Origin of the sequence: Paracandidimonas soli (genome assembly GCF_004342005.1) — a bacterium.
Classification (GTDB): domain Bacteria; phylum Pseudomonadota; class Gammaproteobacteria; order Burkholderiales; family Burkholderiaceae_B; genus Paracandidimonas; species Paracandidimonas soli.
In genome coordinates this window covers 387,918-410,661 of the sequence record NZ_SMBX01000001.1, presented here as the reverse complement: position 1 = coordinate 410,661, position 22,744 = coordinate 387,918, and the positions used below count along the sequence as shown (strand labels likewise).

Sequence of the window (22,744 nt, the reverse complement as noted above, 5' to 3'; positions counted from 1 at the left end):
CCATGCCGTCCGCCAGCCTGCCCCAGCCCATGCGGGACTGGCTGCATCATCTGGAAACCCACCGCCGGTATTCCAGCCACACGCTGGACGGCTACCGGCGCGACCTGCGCCTGCTGGTGGACCTGTACCCGGACACGCCGCCCGCATCTCTCACCGAAAGCCACATCCGGCAGGCCATCGCCCACCTGCACCGCGACGGCCTCAAGCCGCGCAGCCTGGCGCGCGCGCTGGCCGCCTGGCGTGGCTTCTACCAATGGTGGGCGCCGCAGGCCAGGTTGGAGCGCAACCCCACCACGGGCGTACGCGCCCCCAAGGCGCCGCGCTCCCTGCCCAAGGCCTTGTCGGTGGAGCAGGCGCAGTCCCTGCTCGACCGGCCCAATCTGCCGCGCCCCTCCAGCGCCGTGGAATGGCGCGACCAGGCCATGTTCGAGGTGCTGTATTCCAGCGGCCTGCGCCTGGCCGAGCTGGTCAGCCTGGACTGGCGCTACACGCACTCGCCCACCTATACTTCGCGCAGCTGGATACAGCTGGAAGAGTGCGAAGCCACCGTCATGGGCAAAGGCAGCAAAACGCGCACGCTGCCGCTGGGTTCGCAGGCCATCGTTGCGCTGAAGGAATGGCTGGAACTGCGTCCATCGCTGCTGACGGCGGTCTCCGGCGACGAGGACAGCCAGGCGGCGCTGTTCCTGGGAGCGCGCGGCAAGCGCATTTCTCCGCGCGTCGTGCAACTGCAATTGAACCGCCTGGCCACGCTGGCCGGCCTGCCGCTGGGCGTGCATCCGCACAGCCTGCGCCACAGCTTTGCGAGTCACATGCTGCAGTCCGCGCAGGACCTGCGCGCCGTGCAGGAAATGCTGGGCCACGCCAACATATCGACCACGCAGATCTACACGCGACTGGATTTCCAGCATCTGGCGCAGGTATACGACAAGGCGCATCCCCGGGCGCAGAAGAAGGGGTAGCCGCAAGAGGTGTTGCAATTTGGCAAACGAAGCGGCCGTTCTTCCTCCTACGAGTACCTATGGATGCGGGCAAAGTGCTAAGATTGTGGCCTTCGGGGCGGTAGCTCAGCTGGGAGAGCGTCGCGTTCGCAATGCGAAGGTCGGGAGTTCGATCCTCCTCCGCTCCACCAAAATTCCCAGTGAAAACAAGGCACTACATCGCTAAATGTAGTGCCTTGTTTTGCATTTCAGGGCAGATTTTCCCATGGCAGGTGTGACAAGGAGTGGATGAAGCCCTCAAGCTATGGCGCATCAGGCAGCGCTGCCCGGGTACTCCAGCTTGAGACGCAGCATGTCAAAAAGCTGGATGCCATCCTCGAATATCGGCTCAGGGTAATGATTGACGAAAAAATCACGGTCAATACCCGTCACCCGAAATCCATGCCGCTGGTAGAAGGCAAGCTGGTAGCCAAATGTGCCAGTGCCCACCTCTATCCGGCTTGCGCCGGACTTGTGAAAGAAAGCAATGACCCACTGCAGAAGCGCTGTGCCACATCCGGTTTTCTGATGAGCTGGCTGGACGGCGATGCTCATCAACTCGTGCGCGCCTTCGCCAAGCGGCCGAACTACGCATGCGCCAACCACGTACCCTCCTCTCGAAGCTACAAAGCACTTTGACGTGAAGAGGTAGGAACGAACTTTGTCTTCGGAAGGGTCCGCGAGCAGCAGCAACTCCAATGGAACATCCGCCGCTGAAACCTCATAGATCAGTAGCGACATACTTGTTCTATTGCCTGATGCCGGATCAATGCGCAGACCGGCAAGCGGCGGCGCTGGCTGGCAAGATGCCGAACGCGATCGCTCAACGCACTGTCGATATTGAAAGAGGGGGCCATAGTGAAACGCTTATACATGGTCATACTTGGCGATCATAGTTCCTTCCTTTCTCCAAGCCAATCCAGACCGGTGCGGAATCATGGCTCCCCCCTCCGTTTCATGCGGGAGAGCCAAAGTCGTACAACGCCACGGGATTGCGCACCAGCGCCTGCTCGCGCAACTCGGGCATCGACAGCCTGCGCGCCAGCAGCTCGACCAGTTCTGCATCGTTGGGCATGGTCCCCGGGAGCATGCCCTGCGGCCAGTCCGTGCCCGATCTACTGACGCTACGCAGTTGCGCGGTCAGCGTGACCAAGCGCTTGTTCGATCCAGCGGACGTTCCTGAAATTGATTCACTCGGCAAAACGGCGACCAGCCCATTGCGCTGGTCGCCGTTTTTATGCTGCAGCCGACACAATCACACCTTCTCCAGCGCCTGCTCCAGATCCGCCAGCAAGTCATCGATATGCTCGATGCCGATGCACAGGCGCACGGTCTCTTCCTTCACCCCGGCCTTCTCCAGTTCCTCGGGCGAAAGCTGGCGGTGCGTGGTGCTGGCCGGGTGCGTGGCCAGCGAACGCGTGTCGCCGATGTTGACCAGGCGAGTGAAGAGCTGCAGCGCGTCCAGAAAGCGCGCGCCGGCCTCGCGACCGCCTTCCGCCGACTTCACGCCGAAGGTGAACAAGCCCGAGGCACGGCCGCCCATGTATTTTTGCGCCAGCGCATGGTCCGGGTGATCGGGCAGGCCCGCATAGCTGACCCAGGCGACTTTGGGATGCTTCTGCAGGAACTGCGCAGCCTTTAGCGTGTTGTCGCAAATACGGTCCATGCGCAGCGCCAGCGTCTCCATGCCCTGGATGATCTGCCAGGCATTGAAAGGCGAAAGCGCGGCGCCCATGTTGCGCAGCGGTACCACGCGCGCGCGGCCGATGTAGGCCGCCGGGCCCAGGGCTTCGGTATAGACAACACCGTGATAGCTCTCATCAGGCTCGTTCAGGCGCCTGAAGCGCGCCTTGTGCTCCGCCCAGGGGAATTTTCCGCTGTCGACCACAATACCGCCAAGGCTGTTGCCGTGCCCGCCCATGTACTTGGTGAGCGCGTGCACCACAATGTCGGCGCCGTGCTCGAAGGGGCGCAGCAGATAAGGGCTGGGCACGGTGTTGTCGACGATCAGAGGCACGCCATGGCGATGCGCCACTTCGGCGATGGCCGCGATGTCGGTCACATTGCCCGCCGGGTTGCCGACGGACTCGATGAAGACGGCCTTGGTCTTCTCGTCAATCAGCTTGCCCAGGCTTTCCGGATCGGCCGCGTCGCCAAAGCGCACCTCGATGCCCTGCTGCGGAAACGTATGGGCGAACAGGTTATAGGTGCCGCCATAGAGTTTGCTGGCGGCCACGATGTTTTCGCCCGCGATGGTGATGGTCTGGATGGCGCAGGTGATGGCCGCCATGCCCGAGGCCAGCGCCAGTGCGCCTATGCCGCCTTCCAGCGCCGCCACGCGCTTTTCCAGCACGTCCGTCGTGGGATTCATGATGCGGGTGTAAATATTGCCCGGCACCTTCAGGTCGAACAGATCCGCGCCGTGCTGCGCGCTGTCGAAAGCGTAGGCCACGGTCTGGTAAATGGGCACGGACACCGCCTTGGTGGTGGGATCGGGCTCATAGCCGCTGTGCACGGATTTGGTTTCGAACTTCCAAGCGTCAGACATAGGGTCTCCTTACATTATTGATCAATAAAAACCGACGGCAACGCGCTCCATTGTCGCCCATTATTGACTACAGATTGATCAATGCTCATAACACGGCGGAATTAGGATTCAGTCGGCTGAGGAATTGCACATGTGATTACGGGATAAATAAGCTTTCACTTCCGTTTTGTAGTAACATACCTACATAAATGATTATGGGAACACGAACATGGCCATCACCACCCTATCCAGCCGGGAACTGAACCAGGACGTCACTCGCGCGAAGAAGGCAGCCAGGAACGGGCCTGTGATCATCACGGATCGCGGCAAGCCCTCCCATGTGCTTTTGAGCTTCGAAGACTATCAGCGGCTCACGAGGCAGCGGCGCAATATTGCCGACGTGCTGGCAATGCCCGGGCTCGCCGATATCGACTTCGAGCCGCCACGCGTCACCCTCGGCACCAGGCCGGTCGATTTCTCATGATGTACGTTCTCGACACCAACGTGGTTTCCGAGCTGCGCAAGGGGCGGCACAAGGCCGATGCAAACGTAACGACCTGGGCGGAATGCGTCGATGCCGCCGACCTCTTCATATCGGACATCACCGTCATGGAACTGGAGCAGGGCGTTCTGTCGATCGAACGCAAGGACGCGGCCCAGGGAGCCATGCTTCGCTCATGGCTGGAACAGCACGTACTTCCCGAGTTTTCCACCCGCACCTTGCCCATCGATACCGCCGTGGCGCAACGCTGCGCCCGGCTGCATGTACCCGACAAGCGCGGCGAGCGCGATGCGCTCATTGCAGCAACGGCTCTCGTTCATGGCATGGCCGTGGTGACCCGCAATGAGGCCGACTTCAAACCAACAGGCGTTACCGTCATCAATCCGTGGAGCCTGCAAGACACGGAGACAGATCCTGTGTTCACTCTGCATGAGCCGGGAAGACCCTGAGTCCCGCGCCACGGCTCACGCCGGCAGTCCGCGAAACTGTGTCTCCAGTATCCGCACGAACCTGTCGGTCATGTCCGAAGGCGCGAATTGCGCCGGCCAGGCCAGGCTGACTTCGACCGGCAGGCTGGGCGTAAAGGGAAGAATGGCCAGCCGGTCGCTGAACACCGAAGCGATATAGGGATTGACCACTCCCAGGCCCGACCCGGCCGCAGCCAGTGCGCAGATATTGAACGAGTACGTGGTTTCCGTCTCGGATGCGGCCTCGACGCCATGGCTCAGCATGACCGCCCTCAACTGCTGGTAGACGTCGTCAGTCGCATTGAGCACCAGCAGCCTTCGGTCCGCCAGATCACCGACATCGATAGCACTGCGTCCGGCCAGCTCGTGGCGCGCATTCATGACGCACACGGCGGACGTCCGGTGCAGGATGCGAACCTCGGATTGCAAGGACGCCAGCGGCGCCGTCGTCAGCGCCAGATCATATAGTCCATGCATCAGGCCGTCGCGCAGATAATGGCTGCCCACGGTCTGCAGATTGATGTGCACCCCCGGAAACTCTGCGGCAAAGCGTTCGATCGCTTCGGGCAGCACGCCCAGCGCCAGCGCCGGGGTACAAGCGACCCGCAGCATGCCCGTGCCGGAACGCCGCATGGCGGCGACACGGTTCTCTATGCTTTCGAGTCCCGTGAAATGCCGCTGCACGGTGTCGAACAGCTCCCTGGCTTCGCGGGTCGGCCGCAAGCGCCCTCTTTCCATATCGAACAGCTTCAGTCCCGTCGCCTGCTGCACCTGGGCAAGCAGCCGGCTGATCGATGGCTGGGTCGTGTGCAGCAGCTCGGCCGCGCCTGTCGTCGTGCCCGCAAGCATGACGGCGCGGAAAGCCTCGATTTGTCGGAAATTCAACGGACGGCTCATGAGAGGAAAGAAAGCCTATGTATATCAAATATGCATAGCTTGCCGATAAAAAAGAATTTTTTCAAATCAATAATGCTCCCTACACTGGCGCGACATGCCTGCCGCATGTTCCAGCACACTACTACTGCGGAGCCGCCGCCCGGCCGGACCGCTTCCAACGCCATAAAGACAACCGAGGGGACACCATGAACCTGATGACCAACTGGACCAAGCATCTTCCGGGCGCCTGCCTGGCGATCGCGGGATTCGCCCTGCCCATGGCCGCGCACGCCCAGGCCAATTATCCCGATCGCCCGATCACCATCGTCGTGCCCTTTACCGCGGGCGGCAGCTCCGACATCCAGGGCCGGCTGCTGGCCGAGCACCTGGGCAAACTCTACAAGCAGCCTGTGGTCGTCGAAAACAAGCCCGGCGCGGGTGGCCATATTGGGGGACGCCTGGTCGCGGACTCCGACGCCGGAGGCTACACGCTGCTGCTGGGCTCGATCGGCCTGCACGCCACCTACGGCATCTACAAAACACTGAGCTACTCGCCCGCCACCGATCTGAAGCTGATCACCATCGTCGCCGAAATGCCGCATGCCGTGGTGGCCAACCCATCGCTGTCCGCCAACTCGCTGGGCGAGCTGACCGAACTGGCCAAATCCAAGCCCGATGAGGTGACATTCGGTTCGGCCGGCATCGGCTCGTCCGTTCACATGGTGGGCGAGCTCTACAAAATGGCATCGGACGCGCCGCTCATGCACATCCCCTACAAGGGCAGCTCGGCCGCCATCAACGACCTGCTGGGCGGCCAGATCCAGTTGCTGTTCGAAAACGTGCCCACCACCATCGGCTACATCCAGACCGGCAAGCTCAAGGCGCTGGCGACCACGGGCGCGCAGCGCTCTCCCGCCCTGCCCGATGTGCCCACCGCTGCCGAAGCCGGCCTGCCTGGCCTGACTGTCACGTCATGGACGACACTGGCCGCCGGCAAGAACGTGCCGGATGCGCTGATCGAGAAGATCAACGCCGACGTGCGCCGCGTCTACGCCGATCCCTCTTTCCGCCAGGGGCTGGAAAAACTGGGGATGACGCCGGTCGGCAATACGCCCGGCGAGGCCAACGCTTTTGTCGAGAAGGAGCGCGCCCGCTGGAATGAAGTCATCAAGGCCCGCAACATCACCGCCGGCTGATCGCCCACACCTGATCAACGAGAACGCTACATGGTCTCCTTTCCTTCCTGCCATCGCCTCGGCGATGGCAAGCAGCATCATTTTTTCGGCTACTACAACAAAAGCACCTGGGACCGCAGCGACCGCTACATACTCGCCAATCGCGTGTCCATGATGGACGCGCGCTTGACGCCGGAACTCGTTTCCGAGGTCGGATATTTCGATACGCAGGACAGCGACCGCTACCACGCCGTCGGCACCACCACGGCATGGAACTGGCAGATGGGCTGCCAACTGCAATGGCTGGACGACGCCCCCGGCCCGCAGCTCATCTATAACTGCCGCAGCGGCGACGGCACTGGCATCTACCCCGGGCTGCGCTCGGCGATCCACGATATTGCAAGCGGGCGGACGCGCATCCTGCCCCTGCCCATCTATGTGGTCGCTCCGAACAGCAGCTACGCGCTTTGCCTGGACTATCGCCGCCTCTACATCACGCACGAAACCATTGGCTACAGCGAGCACGGCGGCCCGTTCACGGTGCCGCTGGCTCCAGGGGACGACGGCATCCGCCGGATGGACCTGGCCACTGGCGAGTCGCATCTGCTGGTCAGCTACGCGGATCTGAGCAGCTTTCACCCCCGTCCATCGATGGACAAGGCCATCCACTGGGTCAGCCACGTAGAAATCAACCCCGCGTCGAACCGCATCCTGTTCCTGCATCGCTGGACCGAGCGGGTCGAGGACGAGACCTGCTTCCTGCACCGGCTGATCACCATGGACCCCGATGGCGGCAACATGCGCCTGCTCGAATGCTCGGATCACCCGCTCCCGCAACTGGCCGAGAACTTCGATCCCGCGGCGGTCGGGACGTTCGACTATGAAAAGTCCGAATACCAGATCTCCCACCCGCTCTGGCGCGACAATGAATACATCATCGTCTGGGGGCCGCACGCGGGCAGCATACACTACCATCTCTACCACGATGCGGACGATGGAGACGTCCAGGTCGTGGGCGACGGCATCCTGACCGAAAACGGCCACATGACGTTCTCGCCGGTCAATCCACGCTGGCTGCTCAGCGATACCTACCCTGATCCGCAAACGCATGAGCGGGTACTGTTCCTGTATGACATGGACAGGAAAACCACCGTGCCCCTGGGCAGGTTCTACGCCGACCCCGGCCTGAAGAAGGAAAACCGCTGCGATCTGCATCCACGCTGGAACCGGGCCGGCACGAAGATCTGCATTGACTCGGTGCACGAGAAGACCGCGCGGCAGATGTACGTGATAGACATCTCCGGCATCACCGGCTGAAGCCGCGACTCCCGGAAAAGAACAAGGCGCCGCATCCGATGATGCGGCGCCTTGCCTGCTCTGCTTCGCCTGACGCGGCGTCCGGCCCTGATCTACGCAACAGGGCCGCGCCTCATGGGGGCCCTCGCAGGGCCTGCCACATCGACCGCTACTTGATTTCCTCGATGGAGTGAACGTCCGCCTTGTTCACCTGCACTTCGCGGCCGTCCTTCTCGTAGGTGATGAAATCCTTGTCCTTGTCGACTTCCGGGCGGTCGGCCGTCGAGACCGACTGGCCGTCGCGCGTATTGATCTGGGAGGGCGACGAGCATGCCGCAAGCGCCGCAAGGGCCGCGAAAGACACTGCCGCCATCCCGAAACGTCCAGCGTACGTGAGTTGCATAAGTTCTCCTCGTGCGGTTGAAACAAGGTTCACCTTAGCAAGACGCCGCAGCAGGAAAGATCAACGGATGTAACATCGGGTTCCGGTTGGTATGCCGCAACCCGGCAAGCCGACCGGATCGACGGATTTCGATACCAAATCTCCCGCCCCGTTTACAAAAAACGCAGGGCGTTAAAATTGCGCGGCCTTCCCTGAAGCACCCAATCCCTGACACGCCAATCTTTGCAGCCCCTGCAACCAGGGCCTGCCGGACATCATGATCAGCAGAAAAAACGCAACCCTGGTCGGGCTGCTCGCCATCTTCTTCTGGAGCGCCATCGTCGGACTCATCCGGGGCGTCACCGAAAGCCTGGGCGCCGTAGGCGGCGCCGCCATGATCTATACCGTGGCTTCCGTCCTGCTGCTGTTCACGGCGGGCTTTCCCAAGCTGCACGAGTTTCCTCGTCGCTATCTGATCTGGGGCAGCATCCTGTTCGTGGCCTACGAGCTATGCCTCTCCCTGTCCATCGGCTACGCCCGCAGCAACCGCCAGGCCATCGAAGTCGGCATGGTGAATTACCTGTGGCCGGCGCTGACCATGGTCTTTGCCATTGCCTTCAACAACCAGAAATCCAGTCTGCTGATCGTTCCGGGATTCGCAATCGCAATCACGGGTGTCTGCTGGGTGCTGGGTGGGGACGAGGGGCTGGACTTCGCGGGCATGCTGGCCAATATCCAGGACACCCCCCTCAGCTATGGACTGGCGTTCGTCGGCGCGCTGATCTGGGCGACGTACTGCACCATCACGGCCATGATCTCCGACGGGAAGAACGGCATCACGCTCTTCTTCATGCTGACAGCCTGCGTACTGTGGGTCCAGTACTTGGCAACGGGAGCCCCGGCCATGCGGTTCGATCTGAGCGCAGTCATTTACCTGGCCCTGGCCGGCGCCGTCATGGGATTCGGCTACGGCGCATGGAACGTGGGCATCCTGCACGGCAACGTCACCATTCTTGCCGGCGCTTCGTATTTCATCCCTGTCTTCTCCGCCGCGTTGGCCGCCGCAATCCTGCGCACTCCGCTGTCGCCGCCTTTCTGGCAAGGCGCCGCCATGGTGTGCGCCGGCTCGATACTATGCTGGCTGGCCACCCGCGGCAGGCCATCGAAAGCAGCCTGAAACCCGCACACGCTGCCAGCCTCCGCGACGGCGGTAAAACGGCCGTCTACACCGGGGCGGCAAGCCGCCGGATGGCGATCTCCGCAGGCATTGCCATCATCCGGCGGCCGCGGCCGCCCTGCGTGCCGCCAGCAAGGGCCACAGCATGACGATGCCCAGGGCCAGCACGATGAATGCAATGCCGCCCCACTGCCATGGAGATATGCTTTCCCCAAGCGCCACGACGCCCGCCGTCAGGCCTATCAGCGGCACCGCCAGGCTGAATGGCGCGACCTTGTTGGCCGGATGGCGGCGCAGCAGCCACGTCCACAAGGCATACGCCAGGATCGTCGCGAACCAGCCCAGGTAAGCGACCGACAGCCAGCTGCCCCAATCGGCCTCCAGCCACCGCCAGCGCAAGGCAGTGGGATCCACCAGCAAGCTGGCGACGGTAAACGGCAGGATCGGCACCAGGCTGGACCAGACGACAAAGCCCAGCGCATCGAACTTCTTCATGCTCTGGTGGGCCCGCCGTGCAACGATATTGGACGCGGCCCACATCGCAGCGGAACCCACGTTCAGCACAAAGCCCAGCACCGTCGTGCCGGCGACCATCGCGCCCTGCTCCCCGCCTCCGGCATAATTCATGGCGAAACAGCCCAGGCCGACGGCCGCGCACACCAGGCCCACACGCAATGCCGGCGTCAGTGTTTCGCGCAGCACAAAATAACCGAACAGCGCGGTGAAGAACACCTGGATCTGCATCAGCACCGATGCCAGCGCCGCCGTCATGCCGACCTGCAAGGCCACGAACAGCAGGCCGAACTGGCCGACTCCCTGGCACAGCCCGTAGGCGACCAGCCACTTGATGCCGCCGCGCGGAAACCGCACGAACAGCACCAGCGGCAACGAAGCAAAGACGTAGCGTATCGCCCCCAGCTGGAACGGCGTGAAATCACGCAACGCCAGCTTCATGGCAACGAAGTTCAGTCCCCAGATCACCACAACGCAAAGCGCAGCGGCGAAGTCACGGCCAGTCAGTGAAGAAGGTGAAGAATGCATGTATCGCAACGTTCAGGCCATTGCCTGCCCGCCATTGAGGTCAAGGGAAATGCCGGCGGCGATGCAAGAAGCATCGCCGGGCAAGGAAAGCCGAGGCTGCCGTCGCAACTGGCTCACAATGCAGCCGCGACGGAATCCGCGTCAGAATATCACGGCAATCTGGTTCGCGGCGGCTTTCGCCGGAGCACTCAGAGCAGCAGATTCCCGATCAAAGCTCGTGTGTTGTCCGCATTGAATTTTTTCAACAGGCGGCTGCGATGTATTTCCACAGTCCGATGACTGATCCCGAGCGCTTTTCCGATTTCCTTGGCTGTCAGGTTCTGTATCAGCAACGCAGCCACATCGCGTTCCCGTGCGGTCATCGCCCCCCTTGCCACACCACTGGGTGTCGCAAGCACGCGACTGGGCGCTTCCGCAGACTCCTGCGTTCTCGCCTCGTGGAACACCCAGAACGCTTCCGCATATGGATCGGTCCGATTCTCGGTATAGCCTTCGACTTCCACCCAGAAAAGCTCGCCGCTGGCACGCCGCATCATCCTTGAATCCATGAACTGCCCTTGCGCGGCAAGAATACGCTGCACCCGCTCCCCCGACATTTCAAAATCGGTCTGCGTGGGATACAAGAAACGAACATTGTGCTGCAACAGTTCGGACCGCTGAAGCCGGAACATCCTCGCAAATGCTTCACTGCAATCGACGATGACCCGATGTCTCGTCACCATCTGCGCGACCGGCATATTCTGGAACAGGTATTCATAGTTCAAATCCGGTTTCGGCATAAATGCTCCCATATCACTTTGAGGCAATGCGCATGCCGCATGCCCGATCGTCAACCGCAAGATAGCCCATCCAGATCCATCTCCCTCTCACACTAGGAGAACTACCTACGTGGTTGATACGTATTGAGGTAGGTATTTTGAATACCTACACTCTTACGTATATAAGCATTTTACCCACGTTAATGGAGAAACCCATGGATGACTACAAGAACCGGTCGTATGGCGCAGTTCCTATCGGCATGAAAGGCAAAGTCGGTATCGTCGTCATTGACTACCAGCTTGCATTCACCGACACGCAGTATCCGCTTGGCGGAGCCCCGCTCGTCATGCGCGGCCTGGAGAACACGTCGCGCCTGCTGAAGGTCGCGCGCGAGCACAACATCCCGATCGCTTCGTGCTTCACCGCCTACAAGTCCGAACGCGACATGCCTCACTGGAAAATCACCGCCGTGCGCGAACAATTCCGCCTGGATCACCCCAGCTCGGCGCTGGACCCGAAAATCTACGACAGCAGCTACGATGTCGTAGTCTGCAAGACGGGTCCATCGATCTTCTTCCAGACGTCGGTTGTTCCCTACTTCATCAAGGAAGGGGTTGAGACCGTCATCATCACCGGCTGCAACACCAGCGGATGCATCCGCGCCTCGACGATCGACAGCTTCCAATGGGGCTTCAGGACGATCGTCCCCGAAGACTGCGTCGGCGATATCGAGGAAGGCCCGCACCGCGACAACCTGCGCGACGTCGGCCGCCGCTATGCGGACATTTCGACCGCGGATGAAGTAATCAACTACATCAAGAACCAGAAAGCCTGATCCGGCCGGCTTCTCAGTAAAGCCAGCCAGCAGCATCCAGATAGGGAGAGTATGATGAATAACCGTGAATTCAATACCGAACGCCGTCGTTTATGCATTGCGGGAACCGCTTTACTGGGAAGCTCTTTTTTCCCATCGATAGTCAACGCCCAGGCTTCCTCCGGCACCTTCCGCATCGGCGCCCTGAACTCCATCACCGGCTCGGGATCGAGCTATGGCGTGGGCATGCAGAAAATCATCATCGCGATGGCCGAACGCATCAATGCTCTCGGCGGCGCGGGTGGACGCAAGCTGGAAGTGTTTGCGGAGGATGACCAGACCAAGCCGGAAGCCGGCGTGCTCGCGGCAAAGAAGCTTCTGGACGTCAACAAGGTCGGCGCGATCCTCGGCACATTTTCTTCGGGCGTGACCCTGGCCGTCATGCCGCTGACCGATGCAGCGGACGCCATCCTGATGAACACATCGGGCGCGCCCTCGATCTCCGAGCGCAACACCAAGGGTTTTTCCTGGAGGTTCGAGGCCACGAACGACCGGTACGGCCGCGCATTCGCCCAGGCAGCCAAGAACAACGGGTTCGAGCGGCCTGCCACCATGGCCTTCAACAATGCATCCGGGCTGAGCAACACCCAGGGCTTCAAGGAAGCGTGGGAAGCCGCTGGCGGCAAGGTCGTGCAATCGGTCGTCTACGAACCCAACCGTCCCAGCTACCGGAGCGAAGTCCAGAAAATCATCGAGGCGAAGCCCGACGTGGTCGTCATGGGCTCGTACCTGCAGGACACCACGATCATCCTGCGCGAGTGGTACCAGTCCGGCTATGACCTGCGCTGGATCATGCCCAACTGGGCAGGAAATGAAGCGCTGATCAAGGCGCTGGGCAAGGATGTCTGCGAAGGCGTGCTGACCGTCGGCACGATCTCCAACGAAGGCTCGCCCGCACTCGAAGATTTCAACACCCTGTACCAGAAACTGACGGGAAATCCCGGATCCACCAATTCGTACGCCTCGATGTGCTATGACATGGTCGTCGTCCTGGCGCTCGCCATGGAGGCTGCCGGTCCCAATGCAAGCTCCGTGGAAATCAATGCGAAGATCCCGGAAGTCGCCGGCGCGGACGGCACCGTCGTCCACTCCTTCGAAGAAGGCCGGGAAAAGTTGAAATCCGGAAAGATCAGCTACCAGGGCGCCTCGTCGAAGCTCAATTTCGACAAGCGCGGAGACGCATCCCCCGACTTCAGCATCAACATCATCAAGAACGGCGTCATCGAGCGCCAAAGCAGAGTCCAGGTATAGGAAGGCATTGCAGTGACGCTGTGGCCGGCGCCATGCCGGCCACCCTTCAACTCATCACAGCTGGGACCAACGTGACATTCATCTCGCTTCTGAATTATTCACTGAACGGTCTGGTGGAAGGCCTGCTGATCGCATTGCCGGCGCTGGCGCTGACTTTGGTCATGGGCGTGGCGCGCTTCGCCAACGCCGCCACCGGAGACTATATGACAGTCTCCGCCTACGGCGCCGTTGCCGCCCAGAAAGCGATCGCCGCCTCCGCCTCGGCGGCAATGCTCGGCGCGCTGGCCATCGGCATCGCGGTTTCCGTTCTGGCGGGATGGCTGGTCTTCCGGCTGTTGCGGGGCAGGCCCTTCGTCACCAGCCTCGTTGCTTCGATCGGCGTAGCGCTGCTGACGCGCTCGGTATTGACCTACTTCGTCGGCCACGACCCGCAGACCATCGAGATCCCGCTGATGCGCGCCTGGAACTACTGGGGCATACGCATTCTTCCCACGGACATCGCCGTCGCTGCGATTGCACTGCTGGCCATGGCGCTTGTCTTCGGGATCCTGTACCTGACCCCGCTGGGCCGGGAAATGCGCGCAGTCGCCGACAACCCCGACCTGGCGCGGGCCAGCGGCATCAGGGCGAACAGGGTCTGGATCACTTTGTGGGTGATCGTGGGCGTTCTCTGCGCATTCGGCGGCGTACTATACGGCGCCAAGGCCGTCGTCGTACCCGAACTGGGCTGGGAACTCCTGATCCCCGCATTTGCCGCCATGGTTGCCGGAGGTGTAGGAAACCCCGTCGGCGCAGTGCTGGCAGGCGTGCTTCTGGGCGTCATACAGGAGCTTTCCGTGCCGTTTGTCGGCCCTTCCTACAAGATCGCCATGTCTTTCCTGGTTCTCTTGATTGTGCTGCTGTTCCGGCCCAGGGGTCTGTTCGGCGTATCCGTCTCAACGAGGTAAGCAATGGAAAGCTATTTGATCGCCATCGGCACGGTAGCATTGATCTATGCCCTGCTGGCAATCGGCCTGAATCTCCAGTACGGCTTCATCGGCATGGTGAATTTCGGCCATGTCGCCTTCTTCGCAATCGGCGCGTACACATCCGCCCTGCTCTCCATCGAAGGCGTCCCCATCTTCATCGGCATGCTGGCGGGCGCGGTTCTTGCAGCGTTGTCGGCCCTCCCCCTGAGCATGCTGTCGGCCAGGCTGTCGGACGACTACCTGGCCATCGTGACGCTGGGCTTTTCGGAAACCATCCGGATCGTCATACAGGAAGAAAACTGGCTGACCGGCGGCATACAGGGCCTTCCCGGCATCCCGTCACTGTTCAGCTCGATGTCTTTCGGCCCCACGGGACTGATGACGCTGATTGCCATATCGGCATGCGTCGCCTGCGTCTATTACGCCATCCGCCACCTGACCCGCAGCCCCTACGGCAGGCTCATCCAGGCCATCCGGGACAACGAAGCGGCAGTCCAGTCCCTTGGCAAGAATACCTCGTGGCTGAAGATCCAGGTGTTCATGCTCGGTGCGGCACTGGCAGGCATTGCCGGAGGGTTCTATGCCCACTTCATGTCCTACCTGTCCGCCGAGCAATTCGTTCCCCTGGTGACATTCTATGTATGGGTTGCAGTCATCATCGGCGGCGTGGGCAGAATGTCGGGCGCAATGATCGGCTCGCTGTTGCTGATCGCCTTCCTGGAAGGCTCGCGTTTCGCCAGGGACATCCTGCCCGGGGTCGCCGAAGTCGAAATGGCCAGCGTGCGGCTGGGGCTGATCGGATTGGCCCTCATTCTATGCACCATTTACTTCCCCGACGGGATCATGGGCAAAAAACGGACCTGACGCCATGCTAGCCTTGAACCATATCCATAAGTCGTTCGGCGGTTTCCACGTGCTGGATGATGTCTCCATCCATATTCCCCCCGGCGGACTGGTCGGCGTGGCGGGCACGAACGGCGCCGGGAAAAGCACCATGTTCGCCGTCGCCTGCGGCCAGATCGCCCCAGGCGCCGGCACAGTGCATTTCCTCGGGGAAGACATCACGCAGCTCCCCCCCAGGAAAAGGGCAATGAAGGGACTGGGCCGCACCTTCCAGATACCCAAAGAGTTCGGAAGCCTGACCGTACTCGAAAACCTGCTGGTCGCCAGCCCTCGCGCAACGGGAGAATCGCTGTATTCGGTGTATTTCCATCCCAGGGCGATCAGGCGGGAGGAAAGACAGATCCGCGAGCGGGCGGAAGAAGTGCTGGAATTCCTGAACCTCGCCCATGTCGCCGGCAAGCTTGCGGCCGGACTGTCGGGAGGGCAGAAGAAGCTGCTTGAGCTGGGACGGGCATTGTTGCTGTCCCCCTCCTGCATCCTTCTCGACGAGCCTTTCGCCGGGGTCAATCCCGTTCTGATCGAGCAGTTGTCGGAGAGAATCCTTCAGCTGAACAAAGAGCGGAATATCGCATTCATGATCATCGAGCATCACCTGGAAGCCCTCCGGACGCTCAGCAACGATCTCTACATCATGGACCAGGGCAGGGTGATCGCCCATGGCGACCCCAGCGCCGTCCTGGACAACCCAGCCGTCCAGGAAGCCTACATGGGAGGTATCGTCTGATGCTGCTGCAAGTCTCATCGCTGACCGCGGGATACGGCGGCGCCGATATCATCAAAGGCATCTCTATCGAAGTCCGACAAGGCGAAATCGTGACTATCGCCGGCACGAACGGCGCCGGGAAGTCCACGCTGTCCAAGTCCATTGTCGGCCTGGTGCCCAAGGTCAGCGGCTCCATTCTCCTTAACGGCCGGGACCTGCTCAAGGTTTCTCCTGAAAACCGCAGCGCCCTCGGCTTGGGCTATGTGCCCCAGGTCTCCAATGTATTCGGCTCACTGAACGTGCTCGACAACCTGAAGGTCGTCCGCAATGTCAAAGACAAGCCCCGCAAAATCCAGGAGATGATCGCGCTGTTTCCGCCGCTCGGCGCGAAACTGAAGCTGCCGGCGCAGACCCTGTCGGGAGGCGAGCGGCAAATGCTTGCCGTCGCGCGTGCGTTGATGTCCGATCCCACGCTGGTCATCCTGGACGAGCCCACCGCGGCCTTGTCGCCATCCCTGGTCGAACAGGTCTTCCGGCTGGTCGCCCGCCTGCCGGAGCAAGGCGTGGCGGTCCTGATGGTCGAACAGCGCGCCCGCCAGGCTCTGAGCATCAGCCATCGCGGCTATATCCTGGACCAGGGGTCGGTAGTGCTTTCGGGCACCAGCGAAGGACTGCTCTCCGACTCCCGCATGGCCCAGCTTTATCTGGGCCGCCATTAGCGGCGCGGGTAAAGCCCGCCGATCCTTTTCCGCCGGGGACTGGCGGAGCGGCGCACGCATCCATCAGGACTCGCGCGCGCCATCCCCTGGCTTTCCGACCTCCAGCGCCAGCCCGCACCAATCCCAGTCGCCGCGATCCTGCTCGCACATGGCATCCAGCAGCCGCTCGGCGACCGGCGCAGCCGCCAGGCTGGTGTCTGCCGCACGCGCCGCATCCAGCGCCAGCCGCAGATCCTTGCGCATCAGTCTTGCGCGAAAACCCGGCTCGAAATTTTCCTGGATGATGCGCGGCGCATGCTTTTCCAGCGGGACGCTGCGTGCGGTACCCTGCAGCAGCACGTCCCGCATCACATCCGGATCCACGCCCTGCGCCCTGGCCAGAGCCAGCGCGTCGGCGACGCCCAGCATGGCGCCCGCCACGGCAACCTGATTGCAGGCCTTGACGGTCTGCCCCGCACCGGACGGGCCGACATGGAAGATATTCTGGCTGAACGCCGACAGCAGGCCTCGGCAAGCCTCGACCTGCACTGCATCCCCGCCCACCATGCAGGCCAGCGTGCCCGCCGCGGCGCCCTCCTGCCCGCCGCTGACGGGGGCATCCAGAAACGAGACATCCCGCGCGGCCAGGCGCTTGCCGAACTCCTGCGCCGAGGCTGCGGCAATCGTGCTGGTATCGATGACATAAGTCCCGGGCTTCAGCTCCTGCGCCAGGCCCTTCTCACCGAACAGCACGGTCTCCACCGCGTCGGCATTCGGCAGGCTCAGCACGACGGCATCGCAAGCCCGCCCAAGATCCGCCGCGCTATCATGCGCATGCGCACCCGCATAGATGAAGGCGGCCTGTACTTCCGGTCGGCGCATATAGACGTGCACCCGCCAGCCCTTGCGCAGCAGGCAGCCCGCCATGCCGGCGCCCATGGCGCCCAGTCCGATGAAACCTACGGTCGTGTTTTCCTGGTTCAAGTTCATGTCTCAGCCACCCTTCCGCTCGTTGCACACACGTCAAGGATAACCGCAATGATTGACGGTGAGGCTCCATTCCGCCCCCCTGATCCGCGACATCCCGGCTACCCTACCCGCGCGACTATCTCAGGCCTCTCGCCTGCGCCAGCAGGTCCTGTATCAATGCCGAGCGCGCCGACGCCCGTTTCCAGAGTATTCCAAATACGCGGCTGCTCGCATCGGGCACGGGCACAACCGCGATGTCCAACGGAGCGGTCAGGGGCGAGCTGAACTGCGGCACCAGAGACACTCCGAGCCGCCTGTCCACCATCAACGCAATAGCCACCAGGGAATCCAGCTCGAAATTTTCATTCGGCACGATTTCATGGCGCCGGAGATAGGCGGCGGCTTGCTTCCCCCCTCCCAGATGACGGTCATAGCGGATGAAAGGCTGCGTCCGCAGCAGATCCAGCGCCGGCTGATCCGCCAGTGATTTGTGAGCCAGCACCACCAGAGGCTCCTCGCGCATCGGCATCCAGCCGAACATCTTGGGCAAGGCGAACGGCGGATGCAGGCAAATGGCGATATCGATCTCATCCTCCTGCAACTGGTGAAAAATCTGGTGGGAAACCCCGGCATGCACATGCAAGCGCACCTCGGGATGATGCGCCTGATACAAGCCAAGCATATCCGGCAGAAAGGTATGCAGCGCCGAATTGATCACCCCCATGCGCAATTCGCCTCCAGCCGAGGACTGCTGCACTGAAGCGCGCAATCTGGCCAGATCCGCCAGCAAAGTCTGCGATTGCTTCAATACCAGGTGCCCCGCCCCTGTCAGCACGACGGAACGCCCGGCACGGACGATCAATGCCATGCCGAGATCCTGTTCGATCGTGCGTATCTGATGCGCGACCGCCGCCGGCGTGATCGACAGCCTGCGGGACGCCTCGGCCATCGAGCCGACTTCCGCGACCAGCGCCAGCGTCTTCAGAAAATCCGTCTCCATCCTCTCCGCCTCTCAACCATAAACAATAAAAAATTTAAATGATAAATGTCGATAAAGATACTGTTTTTACTTTTTCGCGCTCAGTAAACTGAAACGCTAAATCAACCAGAACAGAAGGAGACAACAGATGGGCCTCAAGAAACTCGTATTCGCGTCGATGATGGCGATCGCCGCATCCGCAGCCGCGCAGGAAGCGCCCGATTACTATCCGGACAACTATCCGGACATCATCGAAGCCTCCAAGAAAGAAAAAGGCGTCATGATCTATTCGAACATGGCGGACAACAACTGGGCGCCGGTCATCAAGGGCTTCCAGGCAAAATACCCATGGCTCAAGGTGGAAACGGTCGACCTGGGATCAGGTACCGTGCACACTCGCTGGGAAGCCGAGAAAGGCTCCAACGTGCGCTCCGCGGACCTCCTGGTTTCCGGAGCCAACGACCGTTGGGCGGCCTACGGCAAGGACGGCGTCATGGAACCCTATGAAAGCCCCGAATTTTCCAAGCTCCCTGATTTCGGACATCCGTTCCCCGGCGTCGCCGTTCTTTCCTCCGATCCTCTCGTCATCACCTACAACAAAGCGCTGCTGAGCGAGGACAAGGCGCCCAAGGGTTTCGCCGAGCTGGCCCGCGTAGCGCCGGCCGACAAGTCGACCTTCAACGGACGCATCACCACCTACGACGCCGGACGCAACTCCTTCGGGCTTGCCGCCTGGTACGCCTACCTGAAGCAAAAAGGCGAAGACGGCTGGAACAATCTCCGCGCCATCGGACCGATGATCCGCGGCGAAACGTCCGGCGGACCGATGAACGAAAAAATATCGACAGGCGAATATGTCTACGGCATTGCCGTGTCCGGCATCACCATCTTCCCGCGCCTGGAGCAGCCGGGCGGCGAGCTGCTGGGCGTGCTGTTCCCCGAGGACGGCACTCCGGTCATGCTGCGCGGCATGGGCATTCCCAAAGGCGCGGCCAACATGAACTCGGCCAAGCTGTTCCTGGATTACGCCCTGTCCAAGGAGGGGCAAACCCTCATCGGCAAGGGCGGCCTCGTTCCCTACCGCGAGGACGTCGATGAAAGCGAAGTCCGCTACACCTACCAGGGCATTGCCGATCAGGTCGGCGCCGACAACATGGTCATCGTCGGCTACGACGAAGGCCTGCTGACCGAAGCCGACGAATTCGTCAAGAAATGGAACAACGCCCTGCAGGGCAAGTAATCGCCGAGCTTCGGGCGCGGCAGCGGTAAAACCGCTGCCGCGCCTCATGAAAACCTCTTCCTGCACCGCGCCTTCGGCTTGCCGCCTTGCTGCCGAGGATCACCCTCTTCGCAGCCGGCGCGCCTCCCGGATCCGTCCGGCAAAGGCCAGCCACCCATGACGGCCCGACGGCAAAAAGGAAAACGATGACTGCCACTACAGCCACGATCGCCCCGCCCGATGCCAAGGATCATTCCAGGCTCATCTTCTGGGGCATTTCCATCATCACGACCGTCCTGGTCCTGGGGCCGCTGGTACCCATCTTCATCCAGGCGTTCCTCGACCGGCCGCTCTACGACACCAGCGCCAGCTTCACCACCGCCAATTTCATACGGCTGCTCACGGAAGCCGGTATCGGCCGGATCTTCCTGAACACGTTCTATTTCGGCGCGCTGACCATGGTGGTCGCGCAGGTCTTCGGCGCCATCATGGCTGTCCTGGTCGGACGCACCAATCTTCCCGGGCGCCGCTGGCTCGGCGAAATATTCATCTGGCCGCTGTTCGTCTCCAATCTGATCCTCGCCTTCGGCTGGATCACCATGTACGGCCCTTCCGGCTATATGACGCTGCTGGCCAGGACGCTGGTCGGCGACGCTCCCTGGAATCTCTATTCGGTCACGGGCATGGGCATCGTGGCCGGCCTGAGCCAGGCTCCCCTGACCTACCTGATGTGTCTGGCCGCGGTCAACAAGGCCGACCCGCTGCTCGAAGACGCCGCGCGCTCGGCAGGCGCCGGCCCGTTTCGCGCCCTGTTCTCCATCACGCTGCCGATGATCCGGCCCGCGCTGATCTATTCGGCGTCGCTCAATTTCGTGATCGGCATCGAAATGCTGGCGATACCGCTGCTGTTCGGCGGGCCCAGCAATGTGCAGACGGCAACCACCTTCCTCTACAACAACGGCATCAACGCATCCGTGCGTCCGGAATACGGAATCGTCGGCGCCGTCGCCATCGCCCTGCTCGGCATCGTCGCCTTTCTCGTCTGGCTGCAGGGCCGCCTGATGCAGGCCAGCGGCCGCTTCGTGACAGTCCGCGGGAAGGCCAGTCGCCCCAACATCCTCGACCTTGGAGCGTGGCGCTGGGTGGCTTTCGCCTTCGTCTTCTCGTTCTCCTTCCTGACCATCATCAGCATCTTCGGAGGAATCTTCCTGCGCTCGGCGGTCACCTTCCTGACGCCGCTGATCCCCGTCTGGAAAGTATTCACGCTCAATCACTACGAGCTGATCTGGAACTCCAGCAGCTACATGCGCTCGATCAGCAACTCCGTCGTCGTATCGGTCGTCGGCGCGGCGATAGGCACGGTATTCATCGCCGTCATCACCCTGATCTCGCGGCGCTCGGAATTCAGGCACGGACGTGCGCTGGAGTACATCGCCCTGTTCCCTCGCTCCCTGCCAGGCATCATCGCCGGCCTGGGCTTCTTCTACGCCCTCATCTGGGTCCCCGGGATGGATGTCATCCGCGGCACGATCGTTGTGCTCATCCTGGTCTTCATCGTCCGGTACATCCCCATCGGTTTCGCAGCCATCTCGCCGGCCCTCTCGCAGATATCGGAAGAGCTCGATCGCGGCGCGCGCATATCGGGAGCCGACTGGTGGACGACCGTGACCCGCATCATCCTGCCAATACTGAAGCCGGCTTTGTTTTCGGCCTACGCCCTGCTCTTCATCCATTTCCTCAAGGAATACGTGACCGCCGCATTCCTGTACCAACCGGGTTCCGAAATCATCGGCACGACGATGCTGCAACTGGTCGCCCAGGGCGACAACGGCCCCGTCTCCGCGCTGGCGACCATCCAGGTCGTCATTACCGCCGCCTTCGTGATTCTCGTCCGCCGCCTGCTGGGAGTAAAAATCTATGGCTGATCTCGTCCTGGAAAACCTGACGATCCGATACGGCGATGTCACCGCCGTCGAAAACCTGAGCCTCACCGTTTCCTCGGGCGAGTTTCTTACCCTGCTCGGCCCATCGGGTTGCGGCAAATCGACAACGCTGTTCGCCATCGCCGGACTCAACCACGCCACGTCGGGGGTCATCCGGCTCGGCGACAAGATACTGTTCGATGGCAAGAACCCGAGGGCAACGCTGCCTCCGGAAAAACGCAACATCGGTCTGGTATTCCAGTCCTATGCGCTCTGGCCCCACAAGACCGTGGCTGAAAACCTGGCTTTCCCGCTGCAACTGCGCAAGATCGGCAGATCGGAGCGCGACAGCCTCATCAAGGAGTCCCTCGGCCTGGTGGAAATGCTTCCCTATGCCGACCGCTATCCGTTCGAGCTGTCGGGCGGCCAGCAACAGCGCGTGGCCCTGGCCCGCGCGCTGGTCTATCGACCGCCGCTGCTGCTGCTCGACGAGCCGCTGTCCAACCTCGACGCCAAGCTCAGGGAGCGCGCCCGCGTATGGCTGCGCGAACTGCAGGAGCGCCTGAACGTCACGACAATCTATGTGACCCACGACCAGTCCGAGGCGCTCGCGGTATCGGATCGCATCGGCGTCATGAGCATGGGGCTGATGCGCCAGCTCGCCCCGCCGAAGGAAATCTACGAGCGGCCGGCGGACGCCTTCGTCGCGGACTTCATCGGCTCGTCGAATTTCTTCGAGGCCGGGATGATCGAATCGCACGAGGACCACGCCGTCGTCGAACTGCGCAACGGCACCCGCCTGCGCACGACGCCCGTCAAGAGCGGACAGGACGGAACCCCGACAGTGGCCATCCGTCCGGAACGCATCGAACTGGCTTCGGAATCGGGGGAAAACGTCATGGACGCTGTGGTGAAGCAGAAAATCTATCTCGGCTCCATCTGGCAATACGAAATGAGCGCCGGCCCGGCCTCGTTCCGCATGCAGCTGCCTCGGGAAATCGACGAAGGCCCCGTGAAGGTCCGCCTTCCCGCGGAGGCCACGACGATCTTCATCGAGCCTGGCAACAAAGCTTGAA

Annotated in this window: 24 protein-coding genes and 1 tRNA gene; 16 read left to right on the top strand and 9 right to left on the bottom strand. The window is 61.7% G+C overall.

Annotated features, from left to right (window positions below):
* Positions 1 to 2: 2 nt before the first annotated feature.
* Together xerC and EV686_RS01915 are read left to right on the top strand one after the other, a co-directional pair.
* Positions 3 to 962, top strand: coding sequence for a tyrosine recombinase XerC (xerC, locus tag EV686_RS01920; RefSeq protein ID WP_132472896.1), 960 nt, complete (start codon positions 3 to 5; stop codon positions 960 to 962).
* Positions 963 to 1,056: 94 nt separating this feature from the next.
* Positions 1,057 to 1,132, top strand: a tRNA-Ala gene (locus EV686_RS01915).
* A 121-nt stretch (positions 1,133 to 1,253) separates the two neighbouring features.
* On the opposite strand, the gene EV686_RS01910 is transcribed toward EV686_RS01915, so the two are convergent.
* From EV686_RS01910 to EV686_RS01900, 3 genes are all read right to left on the bottom strand, one after another.
* Complete coding sequence (locus EV686_RS01910; RefSeq protein ID WP_207901666.1) at positions 1,254 to 1,721, bottom strand: GNAT family N-acetyltransferase; 468 nt, start codon at positions 1,719 to 1,721, stop codon at positions 1,254 to 1,256.
* Between the two features lie 214 nt (positions 1,722 to 1,935).
* Complete coding sequence (locus EV686_RS01905; RefSeq protein WP_132472894.1) at positions 1,936 to 2,133, bottom strand: hypothetical protein; 198 nt, start codon at positions 2,131 to 2,133, stop codon at positions 1,936 to 1,938.
* 102 nt (positions 2,134 to 2,235) lie between these two features.
* Positions 2,236 to 3,528 carry an O-acetylhomoserine aminocarboxypropyltransferase/cysteine synthase family protein gene (locus EV686_RS01900; RefSeq protein ID WP_132472892.1) on the bottom strand — a complete coding sequence of 431 codons (1,293 nt, stop codon included), beginning with the start codon at positions 3,526 to 3,528 and terminating at the stop codon, positions 2,236 to 2,238.
* A gap of 208 nt (positions 3,529 to 3,736) precedes the next feature.
* Here EV686_RS01900 and EV686_RS01895 point away from each other — a divergent pair, with 208 nt between their 5' ends.
* A complete protein-coding gene (locus EV686_RS01895) occupies positions 3,737 to 3,991 on the top strand; it encodes a type II toxin-antitoxin system Phd/YefM family antitoxin (RefSeq protein WP_132472890.1) in 255 nt (84 codons plus the stop codon).
* Positions 3,988 to 4,458, top strand: a complete 471-nt coding sequence (locus EV686_RS01890) for a type II toxin-antitoxin system VapC family toxin (RefSeq protein WP_207901664.1) — start codon at positions 3,988 to 3,990, stop codon at positions 4,456 to 4,458. Before EV686_RS01895 ends, EV686_RS01890 begins: the two co-directional genes overlap by 4 nt.
* 15 nt (positions 4,459 to 4,473) lie before the next feature.
* Here EV686_RS01890 and EV686_RS01885 read toward each other — a convergent pair whose 3' ends face one another.
* Complete coding sequence (locus tag EV686_RS01885; RefSeq protein ID WP_132472888.1) at positions 4,474 to 5,373, bottom strand: LysR substrate-binding domain-containing protein; 900 nt, start codon at positions 5,371 to 5,373, stop codon at positions 4,474 to 4,476.
* A gap of 185 nt (positions 5,374 to 5,558) precedes the next feature.
* On the opposite strand from EV686_RS01885, the gene EV686_RS01880 reads away from it, so the two are divergent.
* Both EV686_RS01880 and EV686_RS01875 read left to right on the top strand, forming a co-directional pair.
* Positions 5,559 to 6,548 carry a Bug family tripartite tricarboxylate transporter substrate binding protein gene (locus EV686_RS01880; RefSeq protein WP_377747854.1) on the top strand — a complete coding sequence of 330 codons (990 nt, stop codon included), beginning with the start codon at positions 5,559 to 5,561 and terminating at the stop codon, positions 6,546 to 6,548.
* A gap of 30 nt (positions 6,549 to 6,578) precedes the next feature.
* Positions 6,579 to 7,844 carry a hypothetical protein gene (locus EV686_RS01875; RefSeq protein WP_132472886.1) on the top strand — a complete coding sequence of 422 codons (1,266 nt, stop codon included), beginning with the start codon at positions 6,579 to 6,581 and terminating at the stop codon, positions 7,842 to 7,844.
* 148 nt (positions 7,845 to 7,992) lie between these two features.
* Here EV686_RS01875 and EV686_RS01870 read toward each other — a convergent pair whose 3' ends face one another.
* Positions 7,993 to 8,226, bottom strand: coding sequence for a YgdI/YgdR family lipoprotein (locus EV686_RS01870; RefSeq protein ID WP_377747853.1), 234 nt, complete (start codon positions 8,224 to 8,226; stop codon positions 7,993 to 7,995).
* Between the two features lie 256 nt (positions 8,227 to 8,482).
* Between EV686_RS01870 and yddG the strand changes: the two genes are divergently transcribed.
* Positions 8,483 to 9,382 (top strand): aromatic amino acid DMT transporter YddG, encoded by a 900-nt coding sequence (gene yddG / locus EV686_RS01865; RefSeq protein WP_165972461.1) that lies wholly within the window; start codon positions 8,483 to 8,485, stop codon positions 9,380 to 9,382.
* Between the two features lie 96 nt (positions 9,383 to 9,478).
* Here the strand turns inward: yddG and EV686_RS01860 are convergent, their stop codons facing one another.
* The gene (locus tag EV686_RS01860; RefSeq protein ID WP_132472884.1) at positions 9,479 to 10,423 is read right to left on the bottom strand and encodes an EamA family transporter; all 945 of its coding nucleotides are present in this window, start codon (positions 10,421 to 10,423) and stop codon (positions 9,479 to 9,481) included.
* 188 nt (positions 10,424 to 10,611) lie between these two features.
* Positions 10,612 to 11,202, bottom strand: coding sequence for a PAS and helix-turn-helix domain-containing protein (locus tag EV686_RS01855; RefSeq protein WP_165972460.1), 591 nt, complete (start codon positions 11,200 to 11,202; stop codon positions 10,612 to 10,614).
* A gap of 194 nt (positions 11,203 to 11,396) precedes the next feature.
* On the opposite strand from EV686_RS01855, the gene EV686_RS01850 reads away from it, so the two are divergent.
* The 6 genes from EV686_RS01850 to EV686_RS01825 all read left to right on the top strand — a co-directional run bounded on the left by EV686_RS01850 (position 11,397) and on the right by EV686_RS01825 (position 16,600).
* Positions 11,397 to 12,017 carry an isochorismatase family protein gene (locus EV686_RS01850; protein ID WP_132472880.1) on the top strand — a complete coding sequence of 207 codons (621 nt, stop codon included), beginning with the start codon at positions 11,397 to 11,399 and terminating at the stop codon, positions 12,015 to 12,017.
* A gap of 51 nt (positions 12,018 to 12,068) precedes the next feature.
* Positions 12,069 to 13,307, top strand: coding sequence for an ABC transporter substrate-binding protein (locus EV686_RS01845; RefSeq protein ID WP_243650699.1), 1,239 nt, complete (start codon positions 12,069 to 12,071; stop codon positions 13,305 to 13,307).
* Between the two features lie 71 nt (positions 13,308 to 13,378).
* The gene (locus tag EV686_RS01840; protein ID WP_243650698.1) at positions 13,379 to 14,254 is read left to right on the top strand and encodes a branched-chain amino acid ABC transporter permease; all 876 of its coding nucleotides are present in this window, start codon (positions 13,379 to 13,381) and stop codon (positions 14,252 to 14,254) included.
* 3 nt (positions 14,255 to 14,257) lie between these two features.
* The gene (locus EV686_RS01835; RefSeq protein WP_132472876.1) at positions 14,258 to 15,139 is read left to right on the top strand and encodes a branched-chain amino acid ABC transporter permease; all 882 of its coding nucleotides are present in this window, start codon (positions 14,258 to 14,260) and stop codon (positions 15,137 to 15,139) included.
* Positions 15,140 to 15,143: 4 nt separating this feature from the next.
* On the top strand, positions 15,144 to 15,902 hold the full coding sequence (locus tag EV686_RS01830; RefSeq protein WP_132472874.1) for an ABC transporter ATP-binding protein: 759 nt from the start codon (positions 15,144 to 15,146) through the stop codon (positions 15,900 to 15,902).
* Positions 15,902 to 16,600: an ABC transporter ATP-binding protein gene (locus EV686_RS01825; RefSeq protein ID WP_132472872.1), complete on the top strand. Its 699-nt coding sequence runs from the start codon at positions 15,902 to 15,904 to the stop codon at positions 16,598 to 16,600. Before EV686_RS01830 ends, EV686_RS01825 begins: the two co-directional genes overlap by 1 nt.
* A gap of 63 nt (positions 16,601 to 16,663) precedes the next feature.
* On the opposite strand, the gene EV686_RS01820 is transcribed toward EV686_RS01825, so the two are convergent.
* On the bottom strand, positions 16,664 to 17,569 hold the full coding sequence (locus EV686_RS01820) for an NAD(P)-dependent oxidoreductase (RefSeq protein ID WP_132472870.1): 906 nt from the start codon (positions 17,567 to 17,569) through the stop codon (positions 16,664 to 16,666).
* Positions 17,570 to 17,684: 115 nt separating this feature from the next.
* Positions 17,685 to 18,548 (bottom strand): LysR substrate-binding domain-containing protein, encoded by an 864-nt coding sequence (locus EV686_RS01815; protein WP_132472868.1) that lies wholly within the window; start codon positions 18,546 to 18,548, stop codon positions 17,685 to 17,687.
* Between the two features lie 127 nt (positions 18,549 to 18,675).
* On the opposite strand from EV686_RS01815, the gene EV686_RS01810 reads away from it, so the two are divergent.
* From EV686_RS01810 to EV686_RS01800, 3 genes are all read left to right on the top strand, one after another.
* On the top strand, positions 18,676 to 19,767 hold the full coding sequence (locus EV686_RS01810; protein WP_132472866.1) for an ABC transporter substrate-binding protein: 1,092 nt from the start codon (positions 18,676 to 18,678) through the stop codon (positions 19,765 to 19,767).
* 185 nt (positions 19,768 to 19,952) lie between these two features.
* A complete protein-coding gene (locus EV686_RS01805) occupies positions 19,953 to 21,671 on the top strand; it encodes an ABC transporter permease (protein WP_132472864.1) in 1,719 nt (572 codons plus the stop codon).
* Positions 21,664 to 22,743, top strand: a complete 1,080-nt coding sequence (locus EV686_RS01800) for an ABC transporter ATP-binding protein (protein ID WP_132472862.1) — start codon at positions 21,664 to 21,666, stop codon at positions 22,741 to 22,743. Before EV686_RS01805 ends, EV686_RS01800 begins: the two co-directional genes overlap by 8 nt.
* Position 22,744 lies beyond the last annotated feature (1 nt).

Excerpts from the sequence above, each read along its gene's own strand:
- xerC (WP_132472896.1), top strand. The coding sequence starts at position 3 with ATGCCGTCCGCCAGCCTGCCCCAGCCCATGCGGGACTGGCTGCATCAT.
- EV686_RS01885 (WP_132472888.1), bottom strand. The coding sequence starts at position 5,373 with ATGAGCCGTCCGTTGAATTTCCGACAAATCGAGGCTTTCCGCGCCGTC.
- EV686_RS01835 (WP_132472876.1), top strand. The coding sequence starts at position 14,258 with ATGGAAAGCTATTTGATCGCCATCGGCACGGTAGCATTGATCTATGCC.
- EV686_RS01810 (WP_132472866.1), top strand. The coding sequence starts at position 18,676 with ATGGGCCTCAAGAAACTCGTATTCGCGTCGATGATGGCGATCGCCGCA.
- EV686_RS01910 (WP_207901666.1), bottom strand. The coding sequence starts at position 1,721 with ATGTCGCTACTGATCTATGAGGTTTCAGCGGCGGATGTTCCATTGGAG.
- EV686_RS01830 (WP_132472874.1), top strand. The coding sequence starts at position 15,144 with ATGCTAGCCTTGAACCATATCCATAAGTCGTTCGGCGGTTTCCACGTG.
- EV686_RS01800 (WP_132472862.1), top strand. The coding sequence starts at position 21,664 with ATGGCTGATCTCGTCCTGGAAAACCTGACGATCCGATACGGCGATGTC.
- EV686_RS01890 (WP_207901664.1), top strand. The coding sequence starts at position 3,988 with ATGATGTACGTTCTCGACACCAACGTGGTTTCCGAGCTGCGCAAGGGG.
- EV686_RS01880 (WP_377747854.1), top strand. The coding sequence starts at position 5,559 with ATGAACCTGATGACCAACTGGACCAAGCATCTTCCGGGCGCCTGCCTG.
- EV686_RS01825 (WP_132472872.1), top strand. The coding sequence starts at position 15,902 with ATGCTGCTGCAAGTCTCATCGCTGACCGCGGGATACGGCGGCGCCGAT.
- EV686_RS01845 (WP_243650699.1), top strand. The coding sequence starts at position 12,069 with ATGATGAATAACCGTGAATTCAATACCGAACGCCGTCGTTTATGCATT.
- EV686_RS01870 (WP_377747853.1), bottom strand. The coding sequence starts at position 8,226 with ATGCAACTCACGTACGCTGGACGTTTCGGGATGGCGGCAGTGTCTTTC.
- EV686_RS01805 (WP_132472864.1), top strand. The coding sequence starts at position 19,953 with ATGACTGCCACTACAGCCACGATCGCCCCGCCCGATGCCAAGGATCAT.
- EV686_RS01855 (WP_165972460.1), bottom strand. The coding sequence starts at position 11,202 with ATGCCGAAACCGGATTTGAACTATGAATACCTGTTCCAGAATATGCCG.
- EV686_RS01900 (WP_132472892.1), bottom strand. The coding sequence starts at position 3,528 with ATGTCTGACGCTTGGAAGTTCGAAACCAAATCCGTGCACAGCGGCTAT.
- yddG (WP_165972461.1), top strand. The coding sequence starts at position 8,483 with ATGATCAGCAGAAAAAACGCAACCCTGGTCGGGCTGCTCGCCATCTTC.
- EV686_RS01875 (WP_132472886.1), top strand. The coding sequence starts at position 6,579 with ATGGTCTCCTTTCCTTCCTGCCATCGCCTCGGCGATGGCAAGCAGCAT.
- EV686_RS01820 (WP_132472870.1), bottom strand. The coding sequence starts at position 17,569 with ATGAACTTGAACCAGGAAAACACGACCGTAGGTTTCATCGGACTGGGC.
- EV686_RS01895 (WP_132472890.1), top strand. The coding sequence starts at position 3,737 with ATGGCCATCACCACCCTATCCAGCCGGGAACTGAACCAGGACGTCACT.
- EV686_RS01850 (WP_132472880.1), top strand. The coding sequence starts at position 11,397 with ATGGATGACTACAAGAACCGGTCGTATGGCGCAGTTCCTATCGGCATG.
- EV686_RS01815 (WP_132472868.1), bottom strand. The coding sequence starts at position 18,548 with ATGGAGACGGATTTTCTGAAGACGCTGGCGCTGGTCGCGGAAGTCGGC.
- EV686_RS01860 (WP_132472884.1), bottom strand. The coding sequence starts at position 10,423 with ATGCATTCTTCACCTTCTTCACTGACTGGCCGTGACTTCGCCGCTGCG.